Source organism: Nocardia sp. NPDC051321 (genome assembly GCF_044455225.1).
Classification (GTDB): domain Bacteria; phylum Actinomycetota; class Actinomycetes; order Mycobacteriales; family Mycobacteriaceae; genus Nocardia.
On record NZ_JBITEM010000004.1, the window covers coordinates 69,752 to 85,047 of the forward strand.

14 protein-coding genes are annotated in these 15,296 nt (G+C 64.1%); 2 read left to right on the top strand and 12 right to left on the bottom strand.

Annotation, left to right across the window (positions count from 1 at the left end; genetic code table 11):
- Positions 1 to 11: 11 nt before the first annotated feature.
- The 9 genes from ACIA8C_RS10015 to ACIA8C_RS10055 form a co-directional block, all read right to left on the bottom strand.
- Positions 12 to 242: a hypothetical protein gene (locus ACIA8C_RS10015; RefSeq protein WP_397132967.1), complete on the bottom strand. Its 231-nt coding sequence runs from the start codon at positions 240 to 242 to the stop codon at positions 12 to 14.
- Entirely contained in the window at positions 239 to 1,135 is an 897-nt protein-coding gene (locus tag ACIA8C_RS10020) for an alpha/beta fold hydrolase (RefSeq protein WP_397132969.1), read from the bottom strand. The genes ACIA8C_RS10015 and ACIA8C_RS10020 overlap by 4 nt, the downstream gene beginning before the upstream one ends.
- Before the next feature lie 114 nt (positions 1,136 to 1,249).
- Entirely contained in the window at positions 1,250 to 1,543 is a 294-nt protein-coding gene (locus ACIA8C_RS10025) for a hypothetical protein (protein ID WP_397132971.1), read from the bottom strand.
- On the bottom strand, positions 1,540 to 2,106 hold the full coding sequence (locus ACIA8C_RS10030; RefSeq protein ID WP_397132973.1) for a hypothetical protein: 567 nt from the start codon (positions 2,104 to 2,106) through the stop codon (positions 1,540 to 1,542). The genes ACIA8C_RS10025 and ACIA8C_RS10030 overlap by 4 nt, the downstream gene beginning before the upstream one ends.
- 88 nt (positions 2,107 to 2,194) lie before the next feature.
- The gene (locus ACIA8C_RS10035) at positions 2,195 to 2,908 is read right to left on the bottom strand and encodes a hypothetical protein (protein ID WP_397132975.1); all 714 of its coding nucleotides are present in this window, start codon (positions 2,906 to 2,908) and stop codon (positions 2,195 to 2,197) included.
- A gap of 137 nt (positions 2,909 to 3,045) precedes the next feature.
- Positions 3,046 to 4,392, bottom strand: coding sequence for a cutinase family protein (locus ACIA8C_RS10040; protein WP_397132977.1), 1,347 nt, complete (start codon positions 4,390 to 4,392; stop codon positions 3,046 to 3,048).
- Positions 4,393 to 4,601: 209 nt separating this feature from the next.
- On the bottom strand, positions 4,602 to 5,729 hold the full coding sequence (locus ACIA8C_RS10045; protein ID WP_397132979.1) for a lipase family protein: 1,128 nt from the start codon (positions 5,727 to 5,729) through the stop codon (positions 4,602 to 4,604).
- Entirely contained in the window at positions 5,729 to 6,892 is a 1,164-nt protein-coding gene (locus ACIA8C_RS10050; protein WP_397132981.1) for a cutinase family protein, read from the bottom strand. Before ACIA8C_RS10050 ends, ACIA8C_RS10045 begins: the two co-directional genes overlap by 1 nt.
- A 74-nt stretch (positions 6,893 to 6,966) precedes the next feature.
- Positions 6,967 to 7,371, bottom strand: coding sequence for a hypothetical protein (locus tag ACIA8C_RS10055; protein WP_397132982.1), 405 nt, complete (start codon positions 7,369 to 7,371; stop codon positions 6,967 to 6,969).
- Between the two features lie 1,131 nt (positions 7,372 to 8,502).
- Between ACIA8C_RS10055 and ACIA8C_RS10060 the strand changes: the two genes are divergently transcribed.
- Complete coding sequence (locus ACIA8C_RS10060) at positions 8,503 to 9,297, top strand: helix-turn-helix domain-containing protein (protein WP_397132984.1); 795 nt, start codon at positions 8,503 to 8,505, stop codon at positions 9,295 to 9,297.
- A gap of 612 nt (positions 9,298 to 9,909) precedes the next feature.
- Here ACIA8C_RS10060 and ACIA8C_RS10065 read toward each other — a convergent pair.
- Both ACIA8C_RS10065 and ACIA8C_RS10070 read right to left on the bottom strand, forming a co-directional pair.
- Positions 9,910 to 10,734: a hypothetical protein gene (locus tag ACIA8C_RS10065; RefSeq protein WP_397132986.1), complete on the bottom strand. Its 825-nt coding sequence runs from the start codon at positions 10,732 to 10,734 to the stop codon at positions 9,910 to 9,912.
- 500 nt (positions 10,735 to 11,234) lie between these two features.
- The gene (locus tag ACIA8C_RS10070) at positions 11,235 to 12,641 is read right to left on the bottom strand and encodes a cytochrome P450 (RefSeq protein WP_397132988.1); all 1,407 of its coding nucleotides are present in this window, start codon (positions 12,639 to 12,641) and stop codon (positions 11,235 to 11,237) included.
- A gap of 595 nt (positions 12,642 to 13,236) precedes the next feature.
- Between ACIA8C_RS10070 and ACIA8C_RS10075 the strand changes: the two genes are divergently transcribed.
- The gene (locus ACIA8C_RS10075; protein WP_397133786.1) at positions 13,237 to 14,082 is read left to right on the top strand and encodes an SAM-dependent methyltransferase; all 846 of its coding nucleotides are present in this window, start codon (positions 13,237 to 13,239) and stop codon (positions 14,080 to 14,082) included.
- Positions 14,083 to 14,343: 261 nt separating this feature from the next.
- Here the strand turns inward: ACIA8C_RS10075 and ACIA8C_RS10080 are convergent, their stop codons facing one another.
- On the bottom strand, positions 14,344 to 15,237 hold the full coding sequence (locus tag ACIA8C_RS10080) for a class I SAM-dependent methyltransferase (RefSeq protein ID WP_397132990.1): 894 nt from the start codon (positions 15,235 to 15,237) through the stop codon (positions 14,344 to 14,346).
- Positions 15,238 to 15,296 lie beyond the last annotated feature (59 nt).

The window sequence follows — 15,296 nt, forward strand, 5'->3', positions numbered from 1 at the left end:
CCAGTATTCAGTCAGGCCGGGAGCACGTGGATGGCGAGCGAGCTGGCCGATCCCACTAGGGCTGCGCCGATCAGCGCGCCGATCAGTCCTTCGATCGACTCCTCGCGATGCAGGCGTATCGCCAGTTGCCCGCCTGCCCAGATCGCCCGGGCGATACAGATCAGCAAGACGAACCACGCGAGATAGCCCAGGAGCTCGACCAGCGGCGAAAGCACTTGAGCAGGAAGCTGTTTAGCGGTCACGCGACACCACCGTTGAGTCGATGGGATCGGTAGGCGACCTCGAGTGCTGCCAGGATCGGCTCGATGGCACGGTCAGGATTGACGAAGGGCAGCGAGTGCCCGGCACCGGGAATGACGTCGTACTCGGCCCAGATCTGTTCGGCCAGTTGGCGCGACCAGCGAGGCGCGACGACGGGATCGAGTTGCCCGGTCTGCACCCAGGTCGGGATGCCCCGCAGCACGGTGACGGCCTCGGCGCTCAAAACGCCGCGCGGGTAGGCGGCCAGATCGGCAATCGTTGTCTCGACCGGCTCATGCAGCCGCCGGACGACCTCGGCCAGGCCGAGCGGCCGCGTGCGTGCACGGCTCCATCGGCTGCGATCCGGCGCCGTGTAGAGGTAGCGGCCTAGTTGCTCGCACATCGTGTGGCGGCCGAGGCGCTGGTGTGGCGCGGGCAGGACTTCGTGGGAAGTCGCTGGCGCGTAGGGGAATTCGCTGCATCCGTTGATCAGGACGATCCCGGCCAGATCGCGAACGCGGTGAAGGTTGTGGCTGGCCCATTCCTGGATCAGCAGCGATGCCACCGAATGGGCCACCAGCACGATAGCCCCGTGCACGTGGTCGAGGACACTGTCGAGGTCGTCGGCGAGTGTCCGCAGGCTCGATCGTGTGTGCGGTGTGACGCGTTCGGATTTGCCGTGTCCGCGCTGGTCGTAGCGGATCTGGGCGATGCCGCCGTCGAGGTGCCGATGCAGGTGCTCGACCAACGGCAACCAGTAGCCGGCGTCGGTGAGCATGCCGTGGACATAGACCACGCTCGCTGGTGCCGAGGCCGCGCCGACGCGTACCGCCGAGAGCCGGAGCCCGTCGCGAGCCGTGATCGTAAAAGCGCGGCCATCAAGAGAAGGGATCATTAGGAATCCTCGAGGAAAATCGGAGGTCGACGGCATCGAGTGATATTGCGTTCGGTCCGATCGCCGAACACGTCTGTGCACGGATGGGGATGAATCCGAAAGGCGCACATGGTGTTATCCACTTGCGCTGACCACGTTGTTCATGATCGGTCCGGCGCTGGTGGCGATGATGCCGCCTACAAGGGCTGCCATGATGATCTTGGGTGATTCGACAGCGCCGCCGTGAAAGCGTTCCCAACCGAATTTGCCGCCGCCATAGATCACCGCCGCGATCCCGGCAAGAGACACGAACCACGCCAGGTAATTGACCAGGTTGACGAACTTGCCCATTTCCGGCGGGCTGGTCGGTGTGATCTGGATTTCTGCGAGAAAGGTGAGCGCCTCACTGACCGCGTGCGCGGTACTCATGATTGATCCTCCGAATCATGTTGTGTTGCAGCGTGACTGGCTGCGAGTCGGCTGATGATGTGTGCGCCGGCTCGGTGCACGTCGAGGGGAACCGCCTCGGTGAGCCGGGATTTGCGGCGGGCGGGGGCGGGATCGAAGGGGCTGTATCGGGCGATCTCGGCGAGGTCGAGGACGACGAGTTCGTCGTGCCAGCCGATGTAGTAGACGTCGTCGGTCAGCTCGGCGACTACGCTGCGGTAGCGGCGCACTGCGGCGGGGACCGTGCCGGGCCGGGCCGCGGTCAGCACCAGCCCGATCACCGTGACTCCGTCGGGGGCGTATCCGGCGTGCCACTCGCGCAAGCGTTCCGCGGCGGCGGTGAGCCCGGGCATGCACAGCCGCGCGGCGACGAGGACACGTTGGGTGGTGCGTGGTGAGGCGGGCCAGGCCAAGCCGGTGTCCGCTGCCGGTGCCCACCAGCGGGCCAGCGTCGAGGCGCCTGCGCCGCCGTGCGCGCCGAGGACCGCGAACAGCGGTGGGTGTTCGGCGGTGGTGGGCAGTGCGGTTTCGCGTACCGGTGCCATTCGTTCCGGTCCGACGATCGTGGCTGGATCCAGTCGGCCCGGTGCCGGGGTATCCCTGTGGAGCTGGAGTGGGGCGGCGTTCATCGGTTCAGCCCCGCTTCTGGATGTTGGTGATGACGGTGCCCCGCTCGCCGACCCCGACGTTGATCAGTTGCAGGTAGTCCATGCGTGTGCCGTCGGGGTGGCGTTCGACCAGGTGCACTTCTGCGGCGGCACTGTCGGCGATCGGGGTGATCGCGACGCAGTGCGTGGTGCCGGGCGGAATCGACGCGATTCCCGCCGCGAGCGCATCGACGACCAGTCCCGCGGCTGGGGCGACCAACGCCAGTGCGGCCGCGGCGTCACGCTGGACGTAGTAGGCGTGTTCGAACGCCGCGATTACTCCTGTGAGGCTGGCGGTGTCGCCGGCCTTGTCGGTGACCGTCGCCCCGGACAAGCCGGTGCAGGCGCTGCCGACCGCTGCGGCCATTGAGGTCGGCGGTGCGGCAGTCGCCGTAGGCAGCACCGTGGGTGTGTCCGGGTTTCCGGCGGTGGCTCCGACCCAGATGCCGACACTGGCGGTACTCAGCACGGTGGTGATCGCGATCCACATCCACCAGCGCCGCAACTTGGTCGGTGATTCGACCTCCGGTGGCGGTGGATCGGCGTCGGGGTTGACCCATTGCCATTCCGCCCCGGCGGGGATCTCGTCGCCATCGACGACGATGGACGAGATCGGTTGTACGGCAGCAGGTTCAGTCGGGTGCAGCCATCCCCAGCCGTGTTCGATCTGGTAGTCGTGCGATGTATGGGTGCTGGGCATGAGCGGTGCCTCCTTCGCGGGTGATCGTGGCGATCTGTTGGTTGAGGGCCCTCCGGGCGCGGTGCCGGGGAGAGAGAATCAGTGACGGATAGAAAGAAGAGTGGGGTCGCCAACTGATCCGGTGCGCCCGAAGGGGTTTAACGACCACCACTGGACGGTGTCGTCGCAGTGCTGGTGCTGGTCGGGGGTTGCGGCGCGGTGAGCGCTGGTGAGGTTTGGGCGAGGTCTTGGGCCAGGGCGGTGAACCACTGGGCGGCCGCGGCCAGGGGTGAGCTGCCGGTGGGGGTGGCGGGCGCACTTTGGTAGGAGCCGTGGCGGCCGGTGGTGGAGCTGTATTGGGCGGCACTGGCCAGGCTGTAGAGCTCGCGCTGGTCGGTGACGGTGCTGGTGATTGCGTCGAACGCCTCGTTGATCCAGCGGCTCGCGGATTGGGGCGGCACGAGTTGCACCACGGCGTCGGCGACTTTCGCGCCGAGTGCGGCGACGGCGGCCCACGGGTTGGCCATTCCGACGACCGCGAGTTCGCCGATGGTTTCGGGTGTGATCACCTTCTGCGCGACCGAGATCACGGCGTTCAACCCGATGGTGCCCAGTTTCATCAGCGCCGCCAACGCATCGTGCGGGCCAGGAGGTGTCGCGTTCGGCTGGGACGCTTCGGCGAGGCGCTGACCGAGCGGTTTGGCGGGCTCGTAGGACAGCTGGTCGAGGCTGGTGCCGTGGATGTCGTCGTTGATGACCTCGACTGCGGTGGTGAAGGCGGTCGCCGAGAGCGCGTCCGCGACAGTGGAAATCGCCGCGATCGGATCGCGCAGGTCCGATCGTGCCGCGATGTTCGCGACGGTCGTGGCCAAGGGCCCCCCAGTGGGGGCATCGCAGGTGGCATCGCCTGCCACACACAGATCGGCGACTCGACCGGTCAGGGACCCGTAATTGACCTGCGGTGATGCGCTGATTCCGGCGCCGGACAGCGGCGGGTTGTTCAGCGACACTGTGGCCGTCTTTTGTCCCCCTGTGCCGGGTGCGGAGGCTGGGGTGTTGGCTTGTGGGCGACCGGGCAGAACGGGGGTGTTCGCGGAGCGAGTCGGGTTGGCGAGCAACGCAATTCCCGCGACCTGGTCGGGGCTGACCGCCGCTGACCCGCTACCGACGTGCTGGGCGAATCGCGACACTGCGGGGGCGCCCTGGGTATAGCCCGCGGCGGCGAGCTTAGTTGCTGGGCAGCGCCGCACGAGTTCGGCGGCGGAGTCCTCGAGGCGTTGCGCCGCCGCGGTGACCGCGTCCTCGTAGGGCAGCGCAGTGCCGTTGCCGTCGTAGCCGAAGGGGATGTAGGCGCGTTGCACCATCTCCCCGGCCTTGGCCGCGAGCGGTCCGAATACCTGACCCAGCGCGCCGCTGTCACTGCTGAGCTGTGCATCCGGGCTCGACTCATCACCCCCCTGGACTCCCCACACGTACAAGGCGGGGCACTTCGCTCCGATCGGCACGCTGGACTCAGGTGCTGCGGTAGCGGTGCTCGTAACCAGAGCGGAAAGGGCCAACAGCGCCATCGCTGTTGCCGTCAAGCGCACTCTTGTCCGTGGGGTGGCCCAGGTTTTCAGGGTGCTGTGCATGGTGTTCTCACCTCCTTGGAGGGGTTGTGAGGGGCCCTGCCCGCACCCAGGCGGGGGTTGGGAACTGGGTGCGGGCGGGCGATTCAGGTGGTCTGAGTGGCTGGTGGTGTCGTCGGCGCGGCTGGTGTGGGGCGTCGTTGCAGGTAGTTGGCCAGTCGCGAGATGGCTTCGCTCGCTCCGTCGGCTGCGGTACCGAGGTGGCTGTTGTGGTATTCGCGCCAGCTCAGATCGACGCCGAGTGCGCGATAGGCGGCGAAGAGCTGTCGGCCCATCTCGACAGGAACGAGTGCGTCTTCGGTGCCGTGGTACAGATGCACGGGAACTCGCGGTGCCACGCGGGCGCTTTTCTCGTTGGCCAGTACGTAACGCCACATCGCGTCGTTCCAGGGGTCGGGGCGTTCGCACCACTGGCCCAATGGTTGATGCCGGTAGTCGGCCTGGATATCGGCGGCGTCCAGCTTCGATGCTCGTTTGATGACCTGGCGCCCTGATTCGAGCAGGATGTGGTCGACCGGTAGGTGCCGGTAGGCGCGGCCGAGCCCGATCAATCCGGCCAGTGCCAGCCCCGCCCATGGACCGCCGTCGATCTCGGGAATCAACGTGCCGGGATCGGCGACCACGGCACCGGCGGCGACGCCGCGCAGATCCAGCTCCGCGGCATAGTCGGGCTGAGCTTCTCCAGCCCAGATCGCGGTCCGGCCGCCATCGGCGAAACCCCATACCGCGCAGGGGCTCTCGGCCGAGTTCAGCTCTGGCATATCGCGTACGGCACGTGCGAGGTCGAGCGTGGCGTGCGCGCCCGCGTGACCGGCCAGGAATTGGTAGGGACCGAGGTCGGTCATTCCCAAGCCTGGTCCGTCGGGTACCGCGACGGTCCATCCGCGCTGCAAGGCCGCGGTAACGAATCCGGCTTCGGGCTCCTCACCACGCGCCAACAGCTGTGACGGTGCGCAGCTGCCACCGAGTCCGTGGAATCGGGTGCAGTACACCAGGGTTGGGCCGGTGCCGACCACTTCGACGGTAGCCGGAGAGATCACGATCCCCGAAGCTGGGATCGGAGCGGCGAAAGCGGTGCGGGTGGCGTAGACGATCTGCCAGGCACGGCCACCGCCCACCAGACTCGACATGTCCACTGCCCTGCGGCGCAAGATTGTGCCGGGCAGGTGTTCGAATCCGACTCTGCCGCGGTAGAACTCATCTGGCTGGCTCATCATCGGCTCCCGGCGATGTCGTGGGCGAGGGCGATCATCCAGGCAATGCCCGAGTTCAGTTGGCCGCTGGCCGCGTATCCGGTGTGGCGGGCGACGGTGTCGGCGTAGCGCAACCACACCCCGGGGCTGACCAGGTCGGCGTTGTCAGCGACGAGCTGCCCCCAGGCTGTGGATAGTTGGCCGGCGAGCTTGGGGAGTAGTCCGATCGGGTTGGCTGCGACGGTCGCGGTGATCTCGTTCCATCGCCCTTGAGCAGCACCCCGTTCGGCCGGAACGGATTGTCGCGGGTCGGCGGCTTCGACCAGCCGGTCCGCCAGCGACAGCTGCGGGACGTAGTCGACGTTGCCGCCGCCGACCTGAAAATCGCCGAGCACGACCGCTGTCCAGGCATCACCGAGCGCCGCGGAGAACACCGCCTGTAGCGAGCCGAGGGCAGTGACGGGATCGCGTAGATCGGCTTGGGCAGCGATCTCGGCTCCGACCCGCAAAAGCGCGGCTCGGTCAGGCGCCGAGCACGCCAGATCACCGTCGGTGCAGATGTCGGCGACGCGGCCGGTCAATGCTCCGTAGCCGGTGTGGCCGTCGGCAATGCCTCCGCCGCTGGCTGCAGGATTGGTGATCGCCACGCCCGCGACTGCGCCACCGCTGGTACCTGGCGCGGGGTCCGGTGTGATCTGGCCGGGACGTCCCGGGAAGACCGGGGCATCCGGAGCGCGGTCAGGGCTGGAATACAAAGCGATGCCCGCGATCCGGTCCGGCCCGATCGGTCCAGCGCCCGCGCCGACGTCGGCGGCGAAGCTCGATACCGCTTGCGCGCCTTGGGAATAGCCGATCCCCGCGATCATCGTTGTCGGGCACGCCTCGGCGATCTGGGTCACCGCCGCGTCGAGTTGATGGCGAGCCTCGGCAACCGACACCGAATACGGGGCAGCTCCTCCTCCAGGTACCACACCTCCGAATCCCGCGGAATAGGCGATGTAGCTGCGCTGCACCAAATCTGGGACAGCAGCGAGGACCGGAGCCAGCAGCGCACCGAGCATCCCGGTGTCGGCCAATGGATCCGCCCCCGGTGACGACTGCCCCGTCCCCTGGACTCCCACGACATACAGGGCGGGACAGCCGGGCCCGATCGGCACCGCCGTCGCACTCCCCGTGGCTGTCATCGCGGCGACGACACTCCCAGCGGTCATGGCCGCCACTACCGTTGCGGCACTTCGCCTTCTCGTGGCATTAGTGGTCATGATTGCCCCACTCCCACGCCGGCACCGAAACCCGCGCCGACGGTGCCGCCCGCGATCGCGCCTACCGCTGCGGCGGGTATACCGACCACGGCGGCTCCGGCGGCCGCACCCGCGGCGGCACCAAGTGCAGTTCCTGCTACTCCGGAAGTGATTGTGCCGATGATCGGTACCGGGATGACCGTCCCGAGAGCTGCCCCGGCTATCCCGCCGATCGTTCCTCCGATCAGCCCGCCCACTACCGCGCCAGCGGCCGCCACCGGTGCGCCAGCGACTACTGCGCCTGCCGCGCCGCCGATTCCTGCGCCCGCCAGTGTTGCGCCGCTGACACGATCGGATCGCCCGGCGGGAATGCCGATCGAATCCAGGGCCGTCGCGACCTGGGCTTCGGCGCCCGCAGCCACGCCATTGATGGTGTCCGCGCATTCGGGAGGCAGCCAGTCCGGACGAGGAGCTTGCCATTGCCCAATCCGAATCGTGTTCTCTGGAGCTTCGATTGGTGCAACCGGCGGCACTGGCTCCGGAAGGTGCAGCTCCTCGATCTGAATCGGCTCAACCGGCGCGTCCGCCCGTGGGGCCGGACGGGATGGACCCTCGTTGCGCACCTCGGGTGGTTGCGAATAGTAGACCTGCGGCGCAGGTGGCGATTCGGGTGCCGCAGCAGGTGGCGGAGGCGGGGGGGCAGTCGTACCCGGCTGTGAGGGGCTAGTCACGCCCGGCTGATCGGCAATGGCAGCCGGTGAGGTTGCGGCGCTGGCAGGCCCCGCCGCCGCGAATGCGATCACGAGGGGCACCGCACCCACCAGGACTACCCGGCTTCCACGAAAAGTACTGTTACTCAATGGTTTACAACCGCTCCGCCGATTCTCGGCACGAGGGCTACAACGGTCGGAGCTCGTGCGTTTCCTTGATCTGGGCATGATGAATAGACCCTTCGTCCCGAAGGTGCAATAAAGAATTGGTAAACGAACGCCACGGACTCCCGCTACACGCACCTCCCAGTCGCGAATTCGCTCCTGGGAGGCTCGCTTCTCAGGCGTTTGCGTCAGATGAAGGGGAGGACCAAGGCCAGTGCTTGGTAGGCGACGGACAGTCCGTTGCTCAACAAAGACAGTCCGGCGTTAACCCACCCCAGAATCACGAAGGGATCCAATTCAACTTCCTCTCAATCGGTTTGGACGAGCACCTCCATCCAAACTCTGGAAGCACCGGTTTGACCAGACTTCGGACTCATCCCCTTTTTGTTAACGGTCGCAGTATCAAATCGCGAAACCATGCGTAACCAGGCGGTTTGACGCCCGTTTGATACTTGGACCGTGAAAAACAATTCTTCCGAAACTTATTCCCGGCGTGAAGCTGTGCCGTAGGGATGTTCCTCCGGGCATGCGCGACAGCTAATCTTCTGCCAACTTCCAGATGACAGTTCTTGCTGGTTTGTGGCCAGTCTGGTAGGAACAAACCATCCATGGGAGGGCAATCGAATAGCGTATCTCTGTCCGCTCCATAGCGGATGACACCGAACAGGGGGACTCCGCGTGAGTCGGAAGCCGAACCTACTACCCAACAAGCCTTGGCGAAGGCCCAGCATCCCGACGTTGGGCCCCACTTGCCGCCACTTCCGCGAGTATCTAGGCCTGACCCGAGAGGAAGCGTGCAAGCTCCTCGGTCTCAGCACGCCCTATCTGTTCAGGATTGAAACTCGAGGCCAAATCCCGAGTATGGAACTTCTCGATACGATCATCGACGGTTACGACCTCGACAGTGGACAACGCCGCCACCTGCGTGAACTTCACGCCCCGGCCGAACATCTCGAACCCGTACACGAGCTCCGCCACCGCGTAACGACCAATGCCGCCCAAATGGCACATCTGCGCGACCTGGAGTCCCTGGGCGTGCTCGGCGCATACGTCGACCAGATGGCGTCTATGTTGGCCTGCAACAACCTATTTCGGACAGCGATGGCCGGGATCGAAGAGGCCGGATCGTATCCGGTGTGGCTGTTCAGCTCCATGGCCAAAGAGGTGGTTGCCGATTGGGAGCACGAAGCAGATCATTGTGTGGCGGGCATTAAAGGAGTCCTTGGCCGCTATCGTGCCGCCCAGCAAGGACACGGTTTGCTCCGAAGCCTTCGGAATACCAAGGAGTTCCAGTACCGATGGGCCGCAAGTATTGACATCGCCTATGGCCGAGACACCAACGACCTGCTGCGTCTGCGCGATACGGTCAGCAAGGTGGTCACCGCCTACAACTTCAGCCACTCCACTGAGTCTCGCAGTGTGCTGCTTTATTTCGGCTTCCCCAAAGACGATGCAGCACTGCATCTCTCCTGACCCGATGGTCGGGAGCGGGGTAGCTCGCCGGTGCCGATCGTCCCCACCAGCGACTTCAGTAACCGGTCCGCAAGCCCTCGCGCCAAGGCATTCCCCTCTATCGGAGCGCAGGGGCGGTGTTGGTCTGTGGCAGTCCAGCACCTGGCATCTCGTGACCGATCCGGGCTCGAACAACCTGCGAAAACCGTGTGTGATCCCGTGCCGATCCACTGGAAGCCTGGCGACAAGGACCTGCCGACATGACGCGCAATCGCGGTAACGGGGCTCGGACCCCTTCTGATCATCTGGTTCCTGAAGACACGTTTCCGGTATCGGTTGGCGCACGTGCGTTGCGGAAGTCCACGCGCTGGTATACCGAGCAGCTCAAATCCGGACGTTTCCCGGGACACAAAGCGGGCCGAAGTTGGTTCCTCACCGCCAGCGATATACGCGCCGCCCTCGAAATCTCACGGCCGGCGAGCACATACCGAAAATCCCGTGCAGCCAAGCCTGCTCAGCAAGGGGACTCGCGCCCCCCGCAAAGGATCGCAACCCGGCGTCGTAGAGAGATACCGCCACAGAAAGATCGCCGACGACCGTAATCCATCAGTCCCCAGGAGGATTGACATCCTCTTACTCTGACGAGTCAGGGAGACTCTCAACAACCTGCTTGCGAACCACAGTGAGCATCATCAGGTTCGAGGTTTCGGGCACCTCTGACATCCTGATGCTATACCCCACCACCTTATTGGATCCGGGAACCCGAAAGTACTTCAGAATAGTACTGTCACGACCGTAGACGACATCTATATTCGATACCCAGATTCTACGAAAATCGTCGTCATGACTAAGTTTTCGCAGCACCTTCTCGGCTTGTTCAGTATGGCGGTAGCGAGCAAGAACGCCTTTGGTCATGGCAATCGCACCGGGGGCGTGTCTTTCCCAATCGACAACCAGTTCCTTGGCCACGGAAGAGAACATCCACACCAAAATCGATCCCGCTTCGTCCAGACCAGGCAATACCGAACGGAGCAGATCGTTGCACATGAGCACGTTGAAAACCGGGTCCATGTAGGCGCCGGGCATGCCTCGCTTCTGCATATCTTGCAGATGAGCAGAGAACTCTGCTCGCGACGTCACTCGCCTCCTCAGTTCCTCCTCCGACTCGAGATCCACCGATGGATAACTGAGTTCGTGCAGGTAACGCGCCTGATCCTTGTTCAGATGGTAGCCGGTGACGAGACCGTCGAGCATGGTCTGACTAGGCTTGTATAAACCACGCTCGAGTTCATACAGGTAGTTCGGGGTCGCTGCCTCATCGAGACGTCTGTATGTCTTTGCCCGCGATATCTTCTTGTGGTCACGGATTTGCCGTAATGTTGCAGGCAGTTCCAGCACACACACGTCCGCGGGGTCATCGTTGCCCTCACGTCCGCGGCGGCCCGATCTCTCTTTCATACCGAAGCTCCCCTTCCGCATCCTGTCCTGGGATGTCCAAACCCCAAGCACTGGCAGCTCAGCCCACGCATGCGCACTGTCTTTCATCTAAACACTGCATCACTGCTGCTACGACCCTTTCAGGCAACCGCCATTCGGCCCGGCGACCGCGCCCAGCCCAGCCGCGATGTCCTCAGGATCGGATTTCGTTCGTACCGACCGAGATCGCGTCAGAGCCGAGCCCAGACCCCTTGGGACATATGCGGCGAGTGACAGTACCTGAGATTGTCTTCCATCGACTGCATCCACGGCCGCAGTCTCCTCCATGCGCATGTGCGGCGAACCGGACACCATACCACGGCACACATTCATGTCAACAATGTGTCGCACGAAACCTGTACGCAGAGGACAACAATCGATTAGATCGCTAATCGCGGACGTTCGGCAGCACATCGATCCTTCGCCCTGCGAGGGTGTGCCCTTTCCCGCCGCAGAGGACGCCAGGCGAGTCGATCCACGTCTCAGCCCACCGGGGTGGTTCCTTCGGATCGGGAGGGCTGTGGTGCACGCGCAGTGGCGTGCATCCGCAGTTGCCGAGGTTGCGGCACAACAGCCATGGTGGGCGTGGTGTCACTGCCGGGAATGGTCTCTAGCCGCCACCGAGCAGCGATGGTGGCCAAGGCCAGGGTCGCCTCGGTCACGGCGAAGTTATCGCCGATACATTTGCGAGCGCCGGTGGCAAACGGCAGCAACGCATTGCGTGGAGGTGGAGCGGCGAGGCCGGGATCGAATCGGTCAGGGTCGAACCGCTCAGGGTCGGGATACAAATCGGGCAGGTGGTGGATCAGATAAGCGCTGTAGATCACGGAGGTACCAGCAACCAGCCGATGCTCTCCGAGTTCCGTGTCCTCGGTCACCGTCCGAGTCTGCAGCCAGGCCGGTGGGCGCAGCCGTAAGGTTTCAGTGATCACCTGGCGGGTGAACTGCAAGCTCGCCATGTCCTCGTGCCCGGCGGATCTGCCAGCTAGAACAGCGTCGACCTCGGCGTATACACGAGCGGCGCAGTCGGGATGCTGGTCGAGCAAGACCAACGCCCACGCCAACGTCGCAGCACTCGTGTCGGTGCCTGCGAAGAAAAACGTCAACACCTGATCAACGATCTCGTCGTCACTCAACTGCCCACCCCCTTCACTGTCGTGGGCGAATACCAACGCCGAGAACAGATCACCGCGATCGACGCCCTCGGCGCGGCGTTCTACGACCAGCTCACCAAGAATGGCGCGCGCCTCGGCGGCCGCCTCCACGCAGGCGCGGTTGCCCAGGATCGGCAGCCGACGCATCCACAATGGCATCATCGCCTGACGCATGGCACCGACGAAGACCGCCTCGACATCGTGGAGTAGCCGCTCCTGCGTCGCATCCGAGATCGCCTCGTCGAACAGTGTCGCCGCGATCACGCGCGCGGCGAAGGTGTGCAGTTGTGCTTTCACATCGACGACCTCTCCGTCCTGCCAGGAATCGACCAGTTCGGAGATCTTCTGCGCCATGACAGACGCGTAACCGGCAATGCGTTTCGAATGGAACGCTGGCTGCAGCAGACGCCGTTGTCGACGATGTTTTGCATGCGCACAGTTCGCCAAGCCCTCCCCAACCAACTCGCGCCCTCGGTCGAATAGCGGCCCTCCCTTGTCGAAAATGCTGTCATGAAGCAGCACGTACCGGGTCAGTTCAAGATCGCAGACCACCACTGCGGTCACCGGCCCGAGTCCGATACGGACCAGGTCACCGTGCGCGGGCAGCGACACCATGAAGCCCAGGGGATCGCGCAGCAGCGGCACTAGATGTCCCAGTACAGGAAACCGATGCGGCGCGGTCGCGATCGGCGCGGCGCTGCTCCGGCCCTCAGTGTCGGGGTCTGCGCCGGTCACCACAGTCCTGCCCCCCACTATCCGACGAAGAACATCTGATACCCGACCAATTCCCGACAGCCCGATCATGCCTATGTCCCTCCCTAGCAGATACGACTTCCCACTCCAGTGTCCGCCGACCCCCACAGCCCGACTACCACCCTGTCGGGTGGACTTTTGCTGACCAAACGGCAGGTACTCCGAGGGGTGATGCCCTGTTGAATAGTCTGGATAGGCGACGCCTCATGTGCTGGAACACGGTGGTCAAGGCCGAGGGCGAGGTACCGAGATCTGCAATATGTTGTCCCACGCGCATTCGGGTTAGCGGCCGATTCTGGATGGGACTTACTCCCTACGGTTCCTCCGCACTCTGCTGAGAACAACCGCTCCGGCGGCATTGCAGTATGTTGCTGCCAGACCTCAGCCTCTGTTCGATGACGTTTCTCGCAAGGGCCCGACTGCACTTGTGTAGCCACCTGGTGTCAGCGCCGCATGGCTGGGATGATTAGTGTTGCGCCTCGATCGGCCATAGACGTTGCGGCGCAACAGAATAGGATTCTGGACGCAGCTCAGCCCCGGTATCGCTGGCGTCAAAGGGGGGATATCGATGGACACCATGGAGCCGATCCGGGGTGTTGGTGCCACCGCCATTGGTGTCGCTGGAATCCGAGCAAAGGAATCCGAGCGTAGTGATCGGCTGTACGACGACCCCTACGCTCGTGTTTTCGTCGAGGCGGCCCGTAAGGGCTACCTCGCACCTGCGGCACCGCCGGGATCCGCGGAGAGCTGGGCGATGATCGAGGGCTTGACCGATCGGTTCTACGAGCGACGCACTGTAGAGGTCCGACTTGTCGACGATCGGACACATGCTGCGGTCGAGTCCGGTTGCCGCCAGGTTGTCGCGCTGGGGGCCGGACTCGACACCAGGGTATTCCGGATGCGCACGCCTGCGGATCTGACTTGGTTCGAGCTCGACTTGCCTGAGGTTTTTGCCTTCAAAGACGCGATGCTGCAACGACTATCGCCCGTGACCGGTTGTCAACGCCGCACTGTACCTGTCGATCTTCGATGCGATTGGGTGGGACCGCTTATAGATTCCGGCTTCCAGCCGGCGGTGCCGACGGCCTGGATCGAGGAAGGCTTCATCGTCTATCTACCGCACGAGAGCGCCATCTCCTTGGCCGCCACGATCACCGAGTTGTCGGCGCCGGGTAGCCACTTCGATACGTCCCAGATTCAGGTCGACGAGAACCAGCCCCTCTACCGTGAGCTGAAGCAGTTGGCATTCGGCGACCAGGAGCAATCGCTGGGCGGTCTCGGCCCGAGCGCCCGCAAATGGCTCGATGATCATGGCTGGCACACAGATTTCCGCTTCTGGGACGACCTGGTTCGGCCGCTGGATCGACCGGCCGCCCGGACCGATAGCCCTACCAGCGGCATCATCTACTCCACGCGCACGTAGCCGATCGACTCCAGCACCGCCTGCGAACCACGATGCGTGCATCACCGTTCGTGAACACCGTCAGCGATGAGTTCGAGCGCGAGCGGGTCATGACGGAGATGTTCTCCGAGAAGCACTTTGGCAGTGATCGTGCCAGTGTGTCACTGTCTGCGAGGCCACCGAGTAGAAGTCATAAGCGGCGTCTACTTTCCACACATTATCGGCACCAGCAGATATCGGGCGCGGTGCGGGGACACCTGGATTCGCTGGCCCTGGCTCTGGTCAGGATTGTTTGACCGCTGTCATGTATTTGATGTTGTTGAGCAGCCGAGCCAGCGGGTTGAGGGCCTTGGTGAGAGGTCGGCCGTACCGTTCGGCTAGTTCGCCGGATGACGCGGTGGTCGCAGTCCAGCCTTGTTTTGTGAGCCACTCGGCCGGATCCGCGCGCTCATCCGTGTAGAACAGCTCGGTGAGGTCGACCTGTTCTAACGGGGTATCCCGCAGTTGCGCGGCTTGTTGGTCTGCAAGCTGCTTGAAGTCGTCGTCTATGTCGACGGTGTCGCTGGCCAGGCTGCTGCCGGGCGCGGAAAGCTGATCTATCCGGGTGAACAGCTCGTCCTGTGCGGCGCCGGGCAGATACGTCAGCAGACCTTCCGCCGACCACACGGTGGGCATGGTCGGATCGAAGCCTGCGTCGATGAGCGCGGCAGGCCAGTTTTCCCGCAGGTCGACGGCCACCTCCCGGCGGTCGGCCTTGGGCGTGGCGCCCTCGTCGGCGAGTACCTCCCGCTTGAAATCCAGCACCTTGGGCTGGTCGATCTCGTAGACGACCATGCCCTGCGGCCAGTCCAGACGGTAGGCGCGGGCATCCAGTCCGGCTGCCAGAATCACCGCCTGCCGCACCCCGTTCTCAGCGGCGGTGAGAAAGAGGCTGTCGAAGAATTTGCTGCGCAGGCCGATGAATCCGGTGCTCAGCGGACTCTGCGCCCACAGTTCTGGATCGTTGATCAGTGCGTTCGCGTCCGGGTCGCCGGAGGCCGTGATGAACAACGCGGCGAATTCGTCGTGGATAAGGGCGTCAGGCCGCTTAGACTCTGCCGCGCGCGAGACCGCGACGAACAGCGCCGTCCGTCCGACTCTGCTGACGATGTCCCAGGTGTCACCTTCGGAACGCATACTGCTCCCCTCAATAGCCAAAACAGATCCTACGACACGCGTCGACCATCCACTGCTTC